Annotated in this window: 16 protein-coding genes and 1 pseudogene; 9 read left to right on the top strand and 8 right to left on the bottom strand. The window is 72.3% G+C overall.

The annotated features are described in order from the left end of the window. Positions 1 to 4 precede the first annotated feature (4 nt). The 7 genes from HNR01_RS10335 to HNR01_RS10365 all read right to left on the bottom strand — a co-directional run bounded on the left by HNR01_RS10335 (position 5) and on the right by HNR01_RS10365 (position 5,330). A complete protein-coding gene (locus tag HNR01_RS10335; protein ID WP_183667661.1) occupies positions 5 to 1,561 on the bottom strand; it encodes a GMC family oxidoreductase in 1,557 nt (518 codons plus the stop codon). A gap of 1 nt (position 1,562) precedes the next feature. Further along, positions 1,563 to 2,204 carry a thiamine pyrophosphate-dependent enzyme gene (locus HNR01_RS10340; protein ID WP_183667662.1) on the bottom strand — a complete coding sequence of 214 codons (642 nt, stop codon included), beginning with the start codon at positions 2,202 to 2,204 and terminating at the stop codon, positions 1,563 to 1,565. Continuing rightward, positions 2,201 to 2,701 (bottom strand): thiamine pyrophosphate-binding protein, encoded by a 501-nt coding sequence (locus HNR01_RS10345; protein ID WP_017484969.1) that lies wholly within the window; start codon positions 2,699 to 2,701, stop codon positions 2,201 to 2,203. Before HNR01_RS10345 ends, HNR01_RS10340 begins: the two co-directional genes overlap by 4 nt. 136 nt (positions 2,702 to 2,837) lie before the next feature. After that, positions 2,838 to 3,761 carry a LysR family transcriptional regulator gene (locus tag HNR01_RS10350; RefSeq protein WP_096484590.1) on the bottom strand — a complete coding sequence of 308 codons (924 nt, stop codon included), beginning with the start codon at positions 3,759 to 3,761 and terminating at the stop codon, positions 2,838 to 2,840. Between the two features lie 18 nt (positions 3,762 to 3,779). Next, complete coding sequence (locus HNR01_RS10355; RefSeq protein ID WP_183667663.1) at positions 3,780 to 4,409, bottom strand: glutathione S-transferase family protein; 630 nt, start codon at positions 4,407 to 4,409, stop codon at positions 3,780 to 3,782. After that, entirely contained in the window at positions 4,406 to 5,056 is a 651-nt protein-coding gene (locus tag HNR01_RS10360; protein WP_183667664.1) for a Rieske 2Fe-2S domain-containing protein, read from the bottom strand. Before HNR01_RS10360 ends, HNR01_RS10355 begins: the two co-directional genes overlap by 4 nt. Beyond that, the gene (locus tag HNR01_RS10365) at positions 5,049 to 5,330 is read right to left on the bottom strand and encodes a hypothetical protein (protein WP_183667665.1); all 282 of its coding nucleotides are present in this window, start codon (positions 5,328 to 5,330) and stop codon (positions 5,049 to 5,051) included. The genes HNR01_RS10360 and HNR01_RS10365 overlap by 8 nt, the downstream gene beginning before the upstream one ends. A 389-nt stretch (positions 5,331 to 5,719) precedes the next feature. Between HNR01_RS10365 and HNR01_RS10370 the strand changes: the two genes are divergently transcribed. From HNR01_RS10370 to HNR01_RS10395, 6 genes are all read left to right on the top strand, one after another. Continuing rightward, on the top strand, positions 5,720 to 6,847 hold the full coding sequence (locus HNR01_RS10370; protein WP_183667784.1) for a BMP family ABC transporter substrate-binding protein: 1,128 nt from the start codon (positions 5,720 to 5,722) through the stop codon (positions 6,845 to 6,847). Further along, a complete protein-coding gene (locus tag HNR01_RS10375) occupies positions 6,847 to 8,436 on the top strand; it encodes an ABC transporter ATP-binding protein (protein ID WP_183667666.1) in 1,590 nt (529 codons plus the stop codon). The genes HNR01_RS10370 and HNR01_RS10375 overlap by 1 nt, the downstream gene beginning before the upstream one ends. Continuing rightward, positions 8,433 to 9,485: an ABC transporter permease gene (locus tag HNR01_RS10380; protein WP_183667667.1), complete on the top strand. Its 1,053-nt coding sequence runs from the start codon at positions 8,433 to 8,435 to the stop codon at positions 9,483 to 9,485. The genes HNR01_RS10375 and HNR01_RS10380 overlap by 4 nt, the downstream gene beginning before the upstream one ends. A 24-nt stretch (positions 9,486 to 9,509) precedes the next feature. After that, entirely contained in the window at positions 9,510 to 10,445 is a 936-nt protein-coding gene (locus HNR01_RS10385) for an ABC transporter permease (protein ID WP_153873959.1), read from the top strand. 14 nt (positions 10,446 to 10,459) lie between these two features. Further along, complete coding sequence (locus HNR01_RS10390; RefSeq protein WP_183667668.1) at positions 10,460 to 11,854, top strand: 8-oxoguanine deaminase; 1,395 nt, start codon at positions 10,460 to 10,462, stop codon at positions 11,852 to 11,854. Positions 11,855 to 11,923: 69 nt separating this feature from the next. After that, complete coding sequence (locus HNR01_RS10395; RefSeq protein ID WP_183667669.1) at positions 11,924 to 12,760, top strand: aromatic ring-hydroxylating oxygenase subunit alpha; 837 nt, start codon at positions 11,924 to 11,926, stop codon at positions 12,758 to 12,760. Positions 12,761 to 13,010: 250 nt separating this feature from the next. On the opposite strand, the gene HNR01_RS10400 is transcribed toward HNR01_RS10395, so the two are convergent. Continuing rightward, complete coding sequence (locus tag HNR01_RS10400; RefSeq protein WP_183667670.1) at positions 13,011 to 13,343, bottom strand: hypothetical protein; 333 nt, start codon at positions 13,341 to 13,343, stop codon at positions 13,011 to 13,013. A 679-nt stretch (positions 13,344 to 14,022) separates the two neighbouring features. Here HNR01_RS10400 and HNR01_RS28140 point away from each other — a divergent pair. The 3 genes and pseudogenes from HNR01_RS28140 to HNR01_RS10415 all read left to right on the top strand — a co-directional run. Next, positions 14,023 to 14,103, top strand: a pseudogene (locus HNR01_RS28140) (autotransporter-associated beta strand repeat-containing protein); the annotation flags it as partial. 172 nt (positions 14,104 to 14,275) lie between these two features. Further along, complete coding sequence (locus HNR01_RS10410) at positions 14,276 to 16,438, top strand: CHASE2 domain-containing protein (RefSeq protein WP_309236179.1); 2,163 nt, start codon at positions 14,276 to 14,278, stop codon at positions 16,436 to 16,438. A 270-nt stretch (positions 16,439 to 16,708) separates the two neighbouring features. Then, positions 16,709 to 17,695, top strand: a complete 987-nt coding sequence (locus tag HNR01_RS10415) for a DUF808 domain-containing protein (protein ID WP_183667671.1) — start codon at positions 16,709 to 16,711, stop codon at positions 17,693 to 17,695. Positions 17,696 to 17,999: the final 304 nt, after the last annotated feature.

The following is a 17,999-nucleotide window of genomic DNA, read 5'->3' on the forward strand; positions in this document are numbered from 1 at the left end:
GGGCTCATCCTGCGGCATTCCGGATCAGGTCGGCGGCGCGCTCGGCGATCATCACCACGGCGGCCTGCGTGTTGCCGGTCGGGATCGTCGGGATCACCGAGGCGTCGGCGATACGCAGGCCGGCCACGCCATGCAGGTTCAGGGCCGGATCGACCACGGCGGCCGGGCCCGTGCCCATCGCGCAGGTGCCGCAGGTGTGGAAGAAGGTGGAGCAGGCCCGCGCCACGAAGGCGTCCGCCTCGGATCGGCCGAGTCTTCGGGCCGGGGTCAGCGGCACGGCGCCGAGGTCGCGGAAGGCGGCCGTGTCGGCGAGGTCGAGGATCGTGTCGACGGCGCCGGCCAGCGCCGCGCGGTCGGCGGGCTCGGCCAGGAAATTCGGCCGCAGCGTGATCGGGCCGTCCGGCTCGGCGCTCTCCAGGCGAAGGCTGCCGACACTGGTCGAGCCCATCAGCCCCGGCGAGACGGCGAAGACCGGACCGGACAGGTCGGCGGTTGCGGCGATCTCGGGGCCGGCATGGGGCCCCTGGACCACGAAGGCGTGGAGGTCCGGCGCGCGCAGGCCCGGCCGGCTGCGCCAGTTGAGCTGCGCCCCGCCGCCGTTGTCGCGCACCGGCCCCAGCGGCGCGCGGGCGGAGAAGTTGATCCCCATCAGCAGGGGATGGTCCTGGAGGTTCTGCCCGACGCCCGGCAGCGCGTGGCGCGGGGCGATGCCGAGGCGGGCGAGGTCGGCCGGAGCGCCGATGCCGGAGCGCATCAGCAGCGCGGGCGTGCCGATCGCGCCCAATGTCAGCACCACCTCGCGGCGGGCCCGCACCTCGGCGATCCCGCGCTCGAGGCCGAGGCGCAGGCCGGAGCAGACGGAGCCGGAGACCAGGAGGCCGAGGACCGTCGCGCCGGTGAGAATCGTCAGCTTCGGGTCGCCCGCGAGCGGCCGGATATAGCCGTCGACCACGCTCCAGCGCCGGGCCCCGCGCTTGTTCAGGTTGGCGAGCGCCGCCCCGGCATTGTCCGGCCCGTTGGCATCGGCCAGCACCGGCATGCCGCGTTCGGCCGCGGCCGCGAGCAGGGCGCGCGCGACGGGGTGGGGATCGTGCGAGGTCTCGATGCGCAGGGGACCGCCCGCCCCGCGCAGGGGCGTCTCGCCACCTTCCCAATCCTCCGCCCGGCGGAAGTACGGGAGCACGGACGCGAAATCCCAGCCCGTCGCTCCGGCGGCCGCCCAGCCGTCGTAGTCGGAGGGGTGGCCCCGGTTCCACAGCATGGCGTTGATGCTGCTCGACCCGCCGAGCACCCGCCCGCGCGGGATCGCGATGGCGCGGCCGGCCACCTCGGGGGCGGGCGCGTAGGCGTAGCCCCAGTCGCAGGGACCACCGAGGAGCCCGACCCAGGCCCCGGCATCGGCGATGGCGGGGTCGGCGGTGTCCGGCGGCCCGGCTTCCACCAGCAGCACGGACAGCCCCGCCGCCGCGAGCCGGCCCGCGACGACGCATCCGCCGGTGCCCGCCCCGGCCACGATCACGTCGTAGGCGGCCTCCAGGGCGTCGGCGGCGTCGCGCAGCATCTCAGTTGTGCTCGCTCGGGCCCATGATGGTGACGCCCTCGCTCGCCTCCACGTGGCGCACGAAGATGTACTTGTCCTCGCGCCCGTCGCTGTGCTTGCGCCGGATGCCGGGCTGGACGGTACCCGCGACCTTGGCAACGACGAGATAGGGAGCCTCGGCCGCAAGCCCTTCGGCGCAGTGCCGCTCGAAGCTGTCGAGGTCGTGCACCGTGTAGGCGTGTTCGAGGCCGGCGCCGCGGGCGATCGCCGCGAGGTCGACACGGCCCTTGGCGGTGTGCGTGGGCGGACCGCCGATCGACTGGTAGCACTGGTTGTCCCAGACGACGACGAAGAGGTTTCTCGGCCGCTCGTTGCCCAGGGTGGCGAGGATGCCGAGGTTGAACAGCAGCCCCCCGTCGGTGTCGAGGGAGACGATGCGCCGGTGCGGCAGCCCGGCGGCGAGGCCGAAGGCCTGGGGCGTGACGCAGCCGAGCTGCTGCTGGAACAGGCTGGCGGCGCGCATATGCGGCGCCGCGTCGTACCACTCGTCCACGCTGCCCCCGAGGGACAGGATCACGAGCTCGTCCCGCAGGCGGGCCGCGAGGCGCTGCATGCAGGCGTAGCGGGTCATCGGCCGGGCCGTCGCATCGCCATCCGCGCTCATCGTACGATGCTCCCGCCCAGCGCCACCGCCGCGTGGTAGTAGGAGGCGTAGGCCGAGGCGTAGGCGTCCGCGATGGCCGTCTCGATGGCAGCCTCCTCGCGCACCACCCGGTAGGGGATGCGCAGGGCCTGCAGCACCGGCTCCATGGTGATGCCGTGCGGGATCGCCCACCAGTTGTTCTCGCCGAGATCGCCCCGGTAGCTCATCAGCATCACCACCGGGATGCCGGCGCCGAGGCCCATGCGGGCGAGCGGCTCGACCGAGGCGCGCAGGCCGGAATTCTCCATCACCAGCACGGCGCGCTTGCCCGACAGGAAGACGCCGCCGCAGATCGCCGCGCCCTCGCCCTCGTTGGTGACCGGGATGGTGCGCAGGTCCGGATCCGCGTCCAGGGCCGGGTAGAGCTCCTTGAACAGGGAATCCGGCAGGTAGCAGACGATCGAGACGCCCGCCCGCTTCAGGCCGCGGATCACGGCGTCGACGGCTCCAGGCGTCATGGGGTGTCGGGCTCCATCATGGATCGCAGGATCGACGCCCGACGATGTCCTGAATAGCCGCCGTTTTTCGCTCAGTCCGGTGCGCTCCGCGCAACAGCTCGGCTCACGCCCGGATCGGGTCCGCATCAGGCCTCCATCAGGCCTGGCTCTGGGCCTCGACGGCACGGGCCAGCATCGCCGCGAGCGCCGCGCCCGCGTCCGAGAGCCGGTCTCGGTTGCGCGCCACGAGCACGAGCCGGCGCGGGCGCAGCTTCGGATCGCGCAGGGGCACGAAGACGAGGCGGCCCTCGGCGATCTCGGCCTCGACGCCGAGCCGGGCCTGGAGCGAGATCCCGGCGCCCGCGCTCGCCAGCGCCACCATCGTCCCGACGGAGTTGGTGGTGACACGCCGCCCCACATGGGCGGAGGCGTCGGCCAGGGCTTCCTCGATCGTGGCGCCGAGGGTCAGGCTCGTATCCGAGAGGATGACCGCCTCCTGGGCCAGATCGAACATCCGCAGGGCCTGACGGCCCGCGAGCGGGTGCGCCGGATGCATCAGCGCGCCGATCGAGACCAGGGCCGCCGCGAGGCGCTGCGCCCCCCGCGGGGCGCGCAGGTCGAAGCCGAGGGCGATCTCGCACTCGCCGTCCGCGATCGCCGCGGCCGCCTCCGTCGATCGCATCACCTGGACATCGACCGCGATCCCCGGATGCCGCTCCCAGAACGCTCCCATCACCGCCGGGAACAGGCCGCGGGCGACGCTCTCGACCAGGGCGACGGTGACGGTGCCGCGGTGCAGGCCCTGCAACTCGCCGACCTCGGTGCAGGCCCGGCTGAGCTCGCCCAGGCTCAGCCGCGCCCGGTAGAGCAGGAGTTCGCCCGCGCTGGTGAGGCGCAGGCGCTGCCGGGCGCGCTCGAACAGCTTGGTGCCGAGATCCTCCTCGAGCTGGACGATCACGCGGCTGATCGACGAGGGCGCGACGTTGAGCGCGCGGGCGACCTGCCGGATCGAGCCCGCGCGGGCGACGAGCTGGAAGTAGTGCAGCCGCGTCGAGACGAGGCCGAGGCGGTGCGGGTCCAAGGGCGTCCTGTCCGGCCGTCAGTGATAGTCGGGAATGCCGGGCATGGTGCGGAAGCCCGGCAGGCCGCGGACGCGGCGGCTCCAGCGGCGCAGGCCCGGATAGGCCTCGTGGTCGATCCCGAAGTCCCGGCTGAGGGCGAAGGCCGGGAACAGGGCGAGATCGGCGATGGTCGGGCCCGTGCCGGCGAACCAGCCCGCGCCCGAGAGCCCGCGCAGGACGATATGGTCCTCCATGACCCGGAACGCCGCCCGCGACCGGCTCTCCAGCTCCGGCCCGTCGCCCGGATGGTCGAACAGGGCCGCGCGCCGCGCGAGGCTCGCCGCGTGCAATTCGCGCGTGGCGAAGGCGAGCCACATCAGGGTTTCGCCGAAGGCCGCCGGCTCCTGCGGCAGCCACGTCCCGGCGGGATCGTAGCGGCGCGCCAGATAGGCGAGGATCGCCTCGGCCTCCCGCAGCACCGTGCCGCCATCGACGAGGATCGGGAGCGTGCCGAGGGGGTTCAGATCGATCAGCGGGGAGCGGGTCTGCTCGGCGCCCGGGACCATGTCGACCGCCACGGTCTCGCAGTCGAGCCCGAGCGCCCCCAGCGCGAGCCGGACCTTGTAGCCGTTCTCGTCGAGTTCGTAGTCGTAGAGGCGAAGGCTCACGGCGCGGCTCCCTCGATGGTCCGGCGCAGGGCGATGCAGGCGGCGGCGAGGCGGGCGAGATCGGCTGTCGGCGCTTCGGGCGCGGCCGGGACCACGATGTGCGCCGCGCTCGCCGCCGCGGCGAGCGGCTGCACCGCGACGAGGACGGGCGAACCGGCGAGATCGAGGCGGGCGAGCCCATCGGACCCGGCGCCGCCGAGCGCCGCCGCGAGGCGCGCGGCCGGCGCGTCGAGGTAGAGGCTGCGCAGGGGCGAGACGGGGGCGGCCTCCACGGGCGCGGCCTCCGGGGCGTCGTCGGCCGTGCTTCCCCAGCGGACCCAGATCAGCCCGGCCCGCTCCCGACACGGAAAGGTCCGCGTCCGGATCATCGGGCTCACCGCGAGATCCGGGTGGGCCGGGATGAAGCGGCACTGGCCGGCGGCGTCGTAGCGCCAGCCGTGATAGAGGCAGGCGATGTGATCGCCGCGCACGAAGCCGAAGCTCAGGCGCATGCCGCGATGCGGGCAGCGATCCTCCCAGACATGCACGGCGCCGGCGGCGTCGCGCCAGACCACGAGTTCGTGGCCGAACAGGCGCGTTCCCGCCGAGGTCGAGGGCTCGATATCGGCGCCCAGCGCGACCGCGTACCAACCGTCCGGCTCATCCATCGACATGTTCCCGCTCGAAGGTGGCGATCCCGGCCGAATCTGTTTCGCGCCGCTCGATCTCTTGGACGAGGCAATCCATGGGCCCGAGGCTGCAGGCCATCTCGAACGCATCGATGAAGTCGCGCTGGCCCGCGACGGCGACGACGATTCGGTCGGGCGCCGCCTCGCCCCAGGCCGCGTCCAAGGCGAGGAGGCGGGCGCGATCCTCCGCGAAGGCCCGGAAGCTCGCGGGCCGGAACCGTCCGGTGAAGGTCATGACGGCTGCACCGCCCATGGTCGTGCCCTCCCGGCTCGCGATGCCTCGTTTCGCGCCACCTCGAAGCCTTGCTTAAGGCTTCATCAGTTCTTCGCGCAAGTCCGCGCAAACCCGTGATCCTACGCCCTGACGTTGTTGCGCTGGACGCACCGGGGTGGTCGGAAATTGGCGGCTATCCGGGACAGATCGGCGCGGTCACGCTTGGCCGATGCGGCGCTCGGAGCGGCCCCCGTCGAGGCATGGTTCTTGCCGCGCCGGATCTTGCCGCGCCGGATCTTGCCGCGCCGGATCTTGCCGCGTTCTTGCCGACGGCCTCCGCCGGACGTTCTGCCGGAGAGGCTGCGGTCACTCCCGCCACCCGGATTCGGGCGGCGATCCGAGAGGGAGCCAGTGCCGTGAGCGATGACATGCGCGATGCCGCCCTGCCGAGCCGCCGCCATCTGCTCGGCCTCGGAATCGGCCTTGGAGCCGGTCTCGGTGCCGGCCTGATCCTGCCGCCCGGACTGTGCCCGGCCCGCGCCCAGGCGCCGCTGCCGGCGGTTCCCGAGAAGGATGCGGTGATTGCCTTCGGACATGTCGGCCCGGTGACCGACGAGGGCTGGACCTGGAGTCACGACCAGGGAATGAAGGCGGTGCAGGCCGCTTTCCCGCAGGCCAAGACCCTGTTCGTCGAGTCGATCCCCTATTCCGCCGACGCCGCGCGCACCTTCCGGCAATTCGTCTCGAACGGCGCCAACCTCGTCTTCGCCACCTCGAATTACGGCGACTTCTTCTCCGACGTCGCCAAGCGCTCGCGGAAGGTCGGCTTCCTCGAATGCGACGGCCGCACCACGGCGGACAATCTCGGCTGGTACTACTTCGCGCACTGGTACCCGACCTACGTGCTCGGCGTCGCGGCCGGCCTGATGAGCAAGACGGGCAAGCTCGGCTACGTCGCCTCCTTCCCGGTGCCCTCGTGCTTCTCCTCGACCAACGCCTTCCTGATGGGCGCGCGCACGGTGAAGCCCGAGGCGACCGTGCAGGTCATCACGATCAATTCCTGGTTCGATCCGCAGGCCGCGACCCAGGCCGGCGTCGCGCTCGCCAACAACGGCTGCGACTTCCTCTTCGGCATCATGGACGAGGCCGGCTACCTTCAGGTGGCGCAGCAGCGCGGCCTCAAGGCGGCGATGTGGAACACCGACATGCGCCGCTTCGGGCCCGACGCCTATGTCAGCTCGATCGTGGTCGATTCGCGCAAGTACTACGTCGATCAGGTGGGCCGGCGCATCGCCGGCACATGGACGCCGGGCACCACGCTCCTGCCGATGGGCGGCGGCGTCGACCGCGACGCCTGGGGCCGGACCGTGCCCGAGGCCGTCGCAAAGCAGGCCGACGCCGTGCGCGAAAAGATCCTCGGCGGGTACACGCCGTTCGTCGGCGAGATCCGGGACAGCCAGGGCAAGGTCCGGGTCGCGGCGGGCAAGACCATGAGCGATCTCGACCTCTACAACTGGGACTGGTCGATCGAGGGCGTGACGGGCCTCGGCGCCTGATGGGGGTGCCGCTCGCGTTCCCACCCGGGACGGGCGCGGGCGCCGCACCCGCAATCCCGCCCGGCACCCCCGCCTTCGTCGAGTTGCAGGGGATCACCAAGGCGTTTCCGGGCGTGCTCGCCAACGACGCGGTCGATCTCACGGTGATGCCAGGGGAGATCCACGCCCTGCTCGGCGAGAACGGGGCCGGCAAGTCGACCCTGATGAACATCCTCACCGGCATCTACCAGCCCGATGCCGGCACGATCATCCTCGACGGCTACGCCCGCGCGCTGCCCTCGCCGCAGGCGGCGATCCGTGCCGGGATCGGCATGGTGCACCAGCACTTCAAGCTGGTGCCGGCCTTCACGGTGGCCGAGAACATCCATCTCGGCTGGTCGCGCACGCCCTGGCGCGCCTCGGCGGCGGCGCTCGAAGCGCGCACGCGGGCGCTCGCCGCGCGCTTCAACCTCGCGGTGCGGCCGGACGCGGTCGTCGGCGACCTCTCGGCCGGCGAGCAGCAGCGGGTCGAGATCCTCCGGGTTCTGGCCCGCGACGCCCGCCTCCTGATCCTCGACGAGCCGACCGCCGTGCTCACGCCGGCGGAGGCGCGGGAGCTGTTTGCGGCCCTGCGGGCGTTCCGCGCCTCCGGAAACGCGGTGATCTTCATCAGCCACAAGCTCGACGAGGTCGTCGCCATCGCCGACCGGATCAGCGTGCTGCGCGGGGGCCGGAAGGTGGCGACGCGCCCCGCCGCGGGCGCGGACGAGCGCGGCCTCGCCGCCCTGATGGTCGGCCACGACATCACCCTGCGCAGGGCGCGTCCGCGGGCGGCCGGCACGCTGGTCTCGGCGGCCCCGGTGCTCGAACTCGACCGGGTCTGCGCGCGGGACGACCGCGGCCTCGTGGCGCTGCGCGACGTCACCCTCGCCCTGCATGGCGGCGAGATCCTGGGCATTGCGGGGGTCGCCGGCAACGGGCAGCGCGAGCTGAGCCAGGTCGTCACCGGCATGCGCCGGGTCGCGGGGGGCGCGGTCCGGATCGACGGCCGGCCTGTGGCCCGGACGGATGCGGCGGCCTTCGCGGCCGCCGGCATCGGCCATATCCCGGAGGATCGCCTGCGCAGCGGCCTCGCCCCCGACCTCAGCGTCGCCGACAACGCGGTGCTGCGGGAATATGCCGGCCCGCGCGTCGGCGGCGGCGGCCTGTTCCGGCCCTGGGCGGCGGCGCGCCTCGCCCGGACCATCGCCGCCGACGCCGCCGTCGCGGTGCCGGATTTCGGCATGCCCATCCGCAACCTGTCGGGCGGGAACCAGCAGCGCCTCGTCGCCCGCCGCGAGATCCGCGTCGCCGAGCGGGTCCTGGTCGCCGCCTATCCGAGCCGGGGGCTCGATGTCGGCGCCATCGACACCCTGCTCTCCTACCTCGCGGAGCTGCGCGACCGGGGCAGGGCGGTGCTGCTCTTCTCCGAGGAGCTGGAGGAGATCCTCGCGCTCGCCGACCGGGTGGCGGTGCTGTTCGAGGGACGGATCATGGGGGTGATGCCCGCCGCCGAGGCGGACGTCGAGACGCTGGGACTGATGATGGGCGGCCGGGGGGCGCGGGCATGAGCTGGCGGTTCCAGAGGGTTCCGACCGTCCCGGCCGGCGCCGCCCTGGCCGGACGGGTCGGGGCGATCCTGGCGGCGCTCGCCTGCGTCGCGGCGGTCCTGTCGCTCGCCGGCCTCGCGCCCGCGCGCCTCGGCGCCGAGGTGATCGGCTCCGCCTTCGGATCGGTCGCGGGGCTGGAGGATCTCGGCCTGCTCGTCACGCCGCTGATCCTCACCGGGATCGCGGTGGCGCTGACCCAGCGCATCGGCCTGTGGAACATCGGCGGCGAGGGCCAGTTCAACGCCGGCGCGCTGGCCGCGACCGCGGTCGGCCTCCATGCCGGCGGCGACGACGCCTGGGCCCTGCCGCTGATGACGCTCGCCGGGGCGGCCGGGGGCGCCGCCTGGATCCTGGTGCCGACGCTTGCCCGGGCCTTCGCGGGCGTGAGCGAACTCATCACCACGCTGCTCTTGAACTTCGTCGCGGCCCTTCTGGTCGCGTGGCTCTGCACCGGCCCCTGGCGCGATCCCTCGGGCCGGGCGCTGGCGACCACGGCGCGCATCCCCGCCGAACTGCCGCCGCTGGGCGATACCCTGCACTGGGGCTTGCCCGCCGCGATCGCGGTGGCGATCCTCGCGGCCGGGCTGCTCGCTTTCACCCGCTTCGGCTACGAGGTGCGCGTCGCCGGCGCCAATCCCGGCGCGGCGCTCTATGCCGGCATCCCGGTCCGGGCGCGCATCGTCGCCGTGATGCTGCTCTCGGGGGCGGTTGCAGGGCTGGCCGGGACCATCGAACTCGCCGGCACCGTGCACCGGCTGCAGGGCGGCATTTCGAACAATTACGGCTATCTCGGCATCATGGTCGCGGTGCTCGCCCGCGGCTCCTGTCTCGGCGTGATCGCGGGCGCCGTGCTGATGGCGGCGCTCCTCAATGCCGGCATCGTGCTGCAGACGCAGGGCGTGAACACCAGCACCGTGCTCGCCATCACCGGCCTGATCCTGCTGTTCACGGCGGTCGGCGACGAGATCGTGCATTACCGGCCCGTGCGCCGGACCCGGATCCTGGGCTGAGGGCACCCGCGTGGAGGCGATCATTTGGATCTGATCACCGGCATCCTGTCCACGGCGCTCCTGGCGGGCGGGGTGCTCGCCCTCGCGGCGCTCGGCGAGGTGCTCGCCGAGCGCGTCGGCGTGGTCAATCTCGGCGTCGAGGGGCTGATGTCGCTGGGCGCGCTCACGGGTATCGCCACCGTGGCGGCGGTGCCGAGCCCGGCCCTCGGATTCGCCGCGGCGCTGGGCGTCGGGTTCGCCTTCGGCTGCGTCTTCGCCGCCGCCACCGTGCTGCTGCGGGCCAACCAAGTGCTGTGCGGTCTCGCCCTCACGCTCCTCGGCTCCGGGCTCGCGGCGACGCTCGGCCGCTCCTATGCCGGCGCCCCCGCCGCCGCCGTCTTCCCGCAGGTCGCGGTCCCGGGGCTCGCCGACATCCCGGTGCTCGGGCCGGCGCTGTTCTCGCAGAACGTGCTGCTCTACGCGATCTACATCGCCCTGCCGGTCGGCCTGCATCTCCTGCTGTTCCGGACCCGGCACGGGCTGAACCTGCGCGCGGTGGGCGAGAGTCCCGCCGCGGCGGACGCCGCCGGCATCCCGGTCGCGGCGATCCGGTTCTGGTACGTCGCCCTCGGATCGAGCCTCGCGGGCGGTGCGGGAGCCTACCTGACGCTGGCCTTCGTGCCGTCCTGGTCGGAGGGCGTCGTCGCCGGCCGCGGCTGGATCGCCGTGGCCCTCGTCATCTTCGCCGGCTTCAGGCCGCTGACGGCGGTGGCCGCCGCGCTGCTCTTCGGCGTCATCACGGCGCTCGGCTTCGTCGGTCAGGCCCGGGGCTGGCCGGTAGCGCCGGCGATCCTCTCGATGCTGCCCTATCTCGGCACCGTCGCGTTCATCATCCTGCCGGTGGTGGCGTGGCGGCGCCTGCGCGGCTGGTTCGCGGCCCCGGCCGCCCTCGGCCTGCCCTACCATCGCGACGTGCGCTGAGGGGCGCTGAGACCATGCCGACGCTGCTCCTGCGCCACATCGCCCACCTCGCCACCTTCGACGACGGGGGCCGCGAAATCACCGACGGCGCCCTCTACCTGCGCGACCACGTGATCGAGGCCGTCGGCACCGATGCCGAGCTCGGCGCAACCTCCGCCGACCGGGTGATCGACCTGTCCGGCCATCTCGTGATGCCCGGCATGGTGAACACGCATCACCACATGTACCAGAACCTGACCCGGGTGATGGTCCAGGACGAGCCGCTCTTCACGTGGCTGTCCACGCTCTACCCGATCTGGGCGCGCCTCGACGACGCGGCGATCAGCGTCTCCGCCCGGGTGGCGATGGCCGAGCTGATCGCCTCGGGCTGCACCACGAGTTCGGACCACCTCTACATCCGGCCCAACGACGTCACGCTCGATGCCACGATCGCGGCGGCGCGCGGGATCGGCCTGCGCTTCCACGCGGCGCGGGGAGCGATGTCGCGCGGGCAGAGCCAGGGCGGGCTGCCCCCCGATTCCTGCGTCGAGCGCGAGGCGGACATCCTCAAGGACGCCGAGCGGCTGATCCACGCCCACCACGATCCGGCCCGATACGCGATGACCCGCATCGTGCTGGCCCCCTGCTCGCCCTTCTCGGTGACGCCGGGCCTGATGCGGGAGGCGGCGGCGCTCGCCCGCGCCCACGGCGTCCACCTCCACACCCATCTCGCCGAGGATCTCGACGAGGAGGTCTGGTGCCGCGAGGCCTACGGAATGCGGCCGGCCGCCTTCGCCGAATCGGTGGGCTGGACCGGGCCGGACGTGTGGTTCGCCCACGCGATCTTCCTCGATTCCGGCGAGATCCGGCGCTTCGCCGAGACCGGGACCGGCATGACGCACTGCCCCTCCGCCAACATGCGCTGCGGCCAGGGCATCGCCAAGATCCGCGAGATGCTCGATGCCGGCATGACCTGCGGCCTCGGCGTCGACGGCTCCGCCTCGAACGACACCTCGAACCTCTTCCTCGAAGCGCGGCTGGCGCAGCTCCTCCAGCGCGTGGCGCCGGCGCGCTACGGCTCAGAACCACCCGGCGGCCGCGGCGGCTTCGGCGGCACGCCGGGCGCCCTGTCGGCGCGGGAAGCCCTGGTCATGGCGACCCGCGGCGGCGCGAGGCTGCTGGGCCGGGACGATATCGGCCATCTCGCCCCCGGCATGAGCGCGGATCTCATCGCGGTGAAGCTCGACCAGCTCGGCCTGTCCGGCACGCAGCGCGATCCGCTCGCCGCGATGGTGATGTGCGGGCCGTTCCGGGTCTCGCACAGCTTCATCCACGGACGCCCGATCATCGCCGACGGCGCCTTCTGCGACCTCGACCTCGAGGCGCTGCTGGCCGAGCACGCCGCCACGATGGCGCGGATCTGGCAATGAACTGGCGGTGATCGGGCAATGAGCCGGGCGCGTCCGCCGGCGGCGCGCGGCCCTGAGGGGAGCCTTGCGATGGAACTCGAACCCGTGATCCGGGACGATTGGTACGTCGTCGGATCGACCGAGGCCTGCCGCGAGGCCCCCTTGCGGACACGCCTCCTCGGCACCGAGATCGTCGTCTCCGGGAGCGATCCGGTCTCGGCGCGGACGGCGTCCGGGCGCAAACTGCCGGTGCGCACGCGCTACGGCTGCGTCTGGGTCAGCCTGGGCGCCCCGGAGACCGAGCCGCCCGCCATCCCCGAGGCCGACGAGGACGACCGGCGCCACGTGCTCTGCGGCGCCGTCGGCCTGCGCGCCTCCGGGCTGCGGATCATCGAGAACTTCCTCGACATGGCCCACTTCCCCTTCGTCCACACCGACATCCTCGGCGCCGAGCCGCACACCGAGGTGCTGCACTACACCACCGAGATCCGCCGCGACGTCGACGAGGTCTGGGCCACCAATTGCCGCTTCTTCCAGCCTCAGGCGGCCCTCTCGGCCAAGAGCGGGATCGAGACGCAGTACCAGTACCGCGTCGCCACGCCCCACGTGACCATGCTGTACAAGACCTGCCCCAACGCGGCGAACCGGTGGGACGTCATCTGCCTGTTCGTGCAGCCCCTCGATCCCGATCGCTGCCGGGCCCATCCGGTGATGTTCCTGATCGACGACGCCTCCCGCCTCACCGATCTCGTCGCGTTTCAGCAGGTGATCTTCCTGCAGGACCGCATCATTCTGGAGAACCAGCGACCGGTTCTGCTGCCGCTGGAACCCCGCGCCGAGATCCCGACCCGCGCCGACTCGTCCTCGGTGGCCTACCGGCGCTGGCTCAAGGAGAAAGGCGTCCGCTACGGCACCACGATCGGGTAACGAGGCCCCCGAAGGCTCCGCAGGCCCCGAAGGCCCCATGAAAACGGGCGCCCGGGGCGAAGACCATGTGAGACGCAAGCCTGTTCGGAACGTGATCGGCTCGATCCCGATCACCCGCCGAGCCGTCCGCCCCTTCGGCGCACCAGCGCTGGCCTCACGGTCCGGAGGGCCCCTTCGGGCACCGTTCTCCACGCTCCGATGGCCGCTGCGAAGCCTCGCCACCGCCTGAAACAGTCAGGTCGGATAGGGCTTAGCGGCTGTCGAGGCGGCAGGAGAGGGGAGTCTCGACGGGGCAGGAGGCGGGTGGCTCTCGATAGATCCGTACCAGGGGCGGCTCATCGCCGTTTTCCAACGCATAGCGGCGCTCTTCCTCGGCGTAGTTCCAGCTCCACTCGTCGGAATGCTCCCCATCGAGAACGACGCCGGCCCGGCAGCCCCAGCCATGCTTGCGCGCGACCTGGGCCTGCTCGTAGGTGACGGTGAAGTAGCCGAACTCGTGAAGCTCCCGGTCTCGGCAGAGGATCTGGCCGTCAGGTGTCACGATGTCGCCCGGCTTCGCACCTTCCGGCAGTCCTGATGTCATAGCTGACTCCCACGCGTCTTAACCGGTACGATCATACCGATCCTTAACGCGCGGAACAGGCTATGCGACGCCTTCGTGCAAAATAACGCCAGGCGGCATCGCCGCTGAAGCGCCCTCCGCGGGTGGGTCCGGGGGGCCTGTCGCAGGGCCTGCCGCTCCGGGAGGATCGGCGGATGCGGGAATCCGCACCGGTGCCCGGGTCCTGCCCTCGCACGGAGGCGGTTCGCCGGGCGGGGTGCCGATGCGGAGGACGGGTGCAGGGTCGTGGGCAAGGGTCGTGGGCAAGGGTCGTGGGCAAGGGTCGACGAGCGGTCGACGAGCGCGGACGCGGTCACGCCCGTCGCGGCCCGGACGAGTCTCCGGCGCGCAACACTTCGCCTTTTCCTGCCAAACCGGGCGCCGCCCTCTCCAAAACTGTCAAGGTTTGGCTATCAGGCTGATCCGGTCACCCCGTGATTGATCGCCGTCATGCTGTCCGTCTCCCGCGCCGTCGTTTCGAAGCATCGTGAGATTTCCGCGCTGCTCGCGACCTATGCCATGTTCCTCAGCGGCGTGCTGATCCTCGCCTGGGCGGCATAGACCCTCCGGTCGGGGCGCTCGCTGCCGAGGGGGCGGCGGGCTCGGCGAAGGGCATGAGTCGGGGCGCGATCCGATCGGTTCAGCGTCCGCACCGGGCGGCCTGACGAAGACGGGCCCCGGCACCCTGACCCTGTCGGGGACCGGCACCTTCAGCGGCAGGACCACGGTGGCGGGCGGCGCGCTGGCGCTCGGCGGGCCGGGCGCGGCCGGAAGCGGCGCGATCGCGCTCGATACCGGCACCCGCCTCTCCTTCCTCGGCAGCGGTTACACGCTCGAGGACGCGATCCGCCTCGCCGACCCGGCCTCGCGACGATCGAGGCCGGGCCGGGCGGCTGCTGGCGAGCGGCCTGCTCGTGCTGCTGCTGCTCCTGCGGATCACCGATCCGCCGCCGGTCGAGGCCCTGCGCGTGCGTACCTTCGACGCGCTACAGGTGCTCGCGCCGCGGGTGCCGCCGGCCGAGCGCCCGGTGGCCATCGTCGATATCGACGAGGCGAGCCTCCGGGAATTCGGCCAGTGGCCGTGGACGCGCACGCGGCTGGCCGCGCTCTGCCGGAAGCTGCAGGAGGCCGGCGCGGCCATCGCCGCCTTCGACATCGTCTTCTCCGAGCCCGGCCGCCTGTCGCCGCCGCTCCTGGCGCAGACCCTGCCGGACCTGAGCGCGGCGGCCCGCGCCGACCTGCGGGCGCAGCCCGACAGCGACGCGGTCTTCGCCGAGGCGATCGGGCGCCTGCCCGTGGTGCTGGGCCAAACCGCCGCGAGCACCCCGGTCGCCTGGGCGGGGGAGGGCCCGCCGCCGCAGACCGGCACCGCCGTGGTGGGGACGGATCTCGACCCGGAGACGGCGCTGATCGGCTTTCCCGGCCTGATCCGCAACCTGCCCGTCCTGGAGCGGGCCGCCGCCGGGCGGGGCGTCTTCACCATCAGCCCCGAGCGGGACGGCGTGGTGCGGCGGGTGCCGCTGGTGCTGCGGGCGGGCGGCACCGTGGTGCCGACGCTGGCCCTCGACATCCTGCGGGTGGCGACCGGCGCCGACACCCTGCTGATCCGCACCGACGAGTCCGGCGTCATCTCGATCCGCCTGCCCGAACTCACGGTTCCGACCGATCCGCGGGGACAGATCTGGGTGCGCTTCAGCCCGCACGATCCGGAGCTCTACGTGTCGGCCCGCGATCTCCTGAACGGCACGGTCCCGCCTGAACGGCTGCGGGACAAGATCGTGCTCGTCGGAACCTCCTCCGTCGGCCTGCTCGACAACCGCACCACGCCGCTCGACCGCTCGATGCCGGGCGTTGAGATCTACGCCCAGCTTCTCGAAAACCTGCTGACCGGCGCCACCCTCACCGTGCCGAACGAGGCGACCCTGATCGAGGTCGGCGCGACCGCGGCGGTGTCGCTCGCCATCATCCTGTTCGCCCCGATTCTCGGCGCGCTCGGCCTGCTGATGTTCGGCAGCCTCGTCGCGGCGCAGCTCGCCTTCGTGTCGTGGTACCGCTTCTCCGCGAACGGCATCCTGTTCGATGCCACATACCCGCTGCTGACGACCTTCTCCGTCTACCTCACCCTGGTCTTCACCCATTACTTCCGCGAGCAGGCCGGGGGGCGGCGCATCCGCACCGCCTTCGGGCGCTACCTGTCGCCGGACCTCGTGGAGCAGCTCGCCCAGTCGCCCGAGCCGCTGCGGCTCGGCGGCGAGGAGCGGCGCCTGACGATCATGTTCTCGGACGTGCGCGGCTTCACCGCGATCGCCGAGTTCTACAAGGACGACCCCGCCGGGCTGACAGCCCTGATGAACCGCTTCCTCACGCCGCTCACCCACGCCATCCTCGACCGGCAGGGGACGATCGACAAATACATGGGCGACGCGATCATGGCGTTCTGGAACGCGCCGCTGCCCGACGACGACCACGAGGCCCACGCCGCGGCCGCCGCCCTCGACATGCTGGCGCGGATGGATGCCCTGAACGCGGCGCGCCGGCGCGAGGCGGAGGCGAGCGGGCATCTCGTCCTCCCGCTGGATGTCGGCATCGGCATCAACACCGGGGCTTGCGTCGTCGGCAATATGGGCTCCGACCTGCGCTTCGACTATTCGGTCCTCGGCGACCCCGTGAACGTCGCCTCCCGCCTGGAGGGGCAGTCGAAGCGCTACGGCGTGAAGATCGTCCTCGGCGCGGCGACGGCCGACGCCATCCGCGAGCGCTACCCGCTGCTCGAGATCGATCGCGTGCAGGTGAAGGGCAAGAGCGAACCCGAGACCCTCTTCACCCTCCTCGGCGACGAGGCGTTCCGAGGGTCCGATCGGTTCCGGCGGCTCGCGGCGCGGCATGCCGGGATGATCGCGGCCTACCGGGCCCGGCAATGGGACGAGACCGCCTCCGCCGCGCAGGCCTGCCGCACCCTGGCGCAGGACCTGCGGATCGACGGCCTCTACGCGCTCTATGCCGGGCGCGCCGAGACCTTCCGCCGGGAGCCGCAGCCCGCGGATTGGGACGGCGTCACCGTCGCCGCCACGAAGTAGCCGGCGGGAGGCACGGCAGGGGACACGGCAGGGAACACGGCCGGACGGCCCGGCAGGGGGCGGCGGCCGATATCGGATCGGGCGACGCGATCATCCTCTCGACGGTCGAGCATCGCGGATGCCTTCCTGAGGGCCCTGCACCGCCCGCCGCGCACCGGATCCGGGCCGGTCGCCCCTCGCGCGCCGCCCCGGCCCCGGGGAGGGCGCATCCTCGCCCAAAAGCCACGCTGCGCCATATGCACGCCGAGCGTGGAACGGAATGAGGTGATCGTGAGCGTCGGACTGCTTGCCCTCTTGGATGACGTGGTCGCCCTGACGAAGGTCGCGGCCGCCTCGCTGGACGACGTGGCGGCCCAGGCCGCCAAGGCCGGGACCAAGGCGGCCGGCGTGGTGATCGACGACGCGGCGGTCACGCCCCGCTACGTGGTCGGCTTCTCGCCCGACCGCGAATTGCCGATCGTCTGGCGCATCGCCCGCGGCTCGCTGATCAACAAGCTGGTGTTCCTGCTGCCCATCGCGCTGCTGCTCAGCGCCTTCGCGCCCTGGGCGATCACGCCGCTCCTGCTGCTCGGCGGCCTGTACCTCGCCTACGAGGGGGCTGAGAAGGTCTACGAGATGATCGTGCCGCACGCGGCCCACGCGCACGCGGACGAGGCGAAGGCCGCCGCGCCGGATGCGCAGGTGCTGGAGAACCAGCGGGTCTCCGGCGCGATCAAGACCGACTTCATCCTCTCGGCCGAGATCATGGCCATCACCCTGTCGGGTCTCGGCGACGGCACGGTCTGGTCGCGGGCCGTGGTGATGGCTGTCGTCGCCATCGGTATCACGGTCGCGGTCTACGGTGCGGTCGCCCTGATCGTGAAGGCCGACGATATCGGTCTGGCTCTGGCCAAGCGGGGCAGCGGCGTCCTGGCCGCTCTCGGCCGCGGGCTGGTGCGCGGCATGCCCGTCTTCCTCAAGGGGCTCGCCGTTCTCGGCACGGCGGCCATGGTCTGGGTCGGCGGCGGCATCATCGTCCACAGCCTCGCGGGCTACGGCCTCGCCGGCCCGGAGCACCTCATCCACGAGGCCGCGGTGGCGGCGGGCCGGGCCGTACCGGCGATCGGCGGAGCGGTCGAGTGGCTCGTCACCGCGGCCGGCGCGGGCGTGATCGGGCTGATCGCGGGCTTCGCGCTGATCCCGCTCGCCGGCCACGTGCTGGCACCGGCCTGGAAGGCGGCGACGCGCCTTCTGCCGATGCGCCGGAAGGCGGCCTGAGCGCCGTCGCCACACGCCATCACTTGGGGGAAGCCGGCCGCCGTCGGTTCGGATGACCCGGCCACCGCGAGCGGGCGCCGAGGGCCGCATCCGGTCCGACGGCGTCGGTTCCGCATCTCCTGGTTGTCCGTCCCGACGCGCCCCCTTGCGCCGATCCGGCCTCCGCTGCGTTCAGAACGCCCTCTAAAGCTCGGAGAATCAACAAACATACGATAACTTTTCCTTAGGTGGCGCCACTTATCCTTTGTTGGCTTGATCAACCCAACGGCGTGGCTTGGAACATGTGCGGGGAAGCCTGGAACAC

It is taken from the genome of Methylorubrum rhodesianum, assembly GCF_014199985.1.
In the GTDB taxonomy this organism is placed as follows: domain Bacteria; phylum Pseudomonadota; class Alphaproteobacteria; order Rhizobiales; family Beijerinckiaceae; genus Methylobacterium; species Methylobacterium rhodesianum.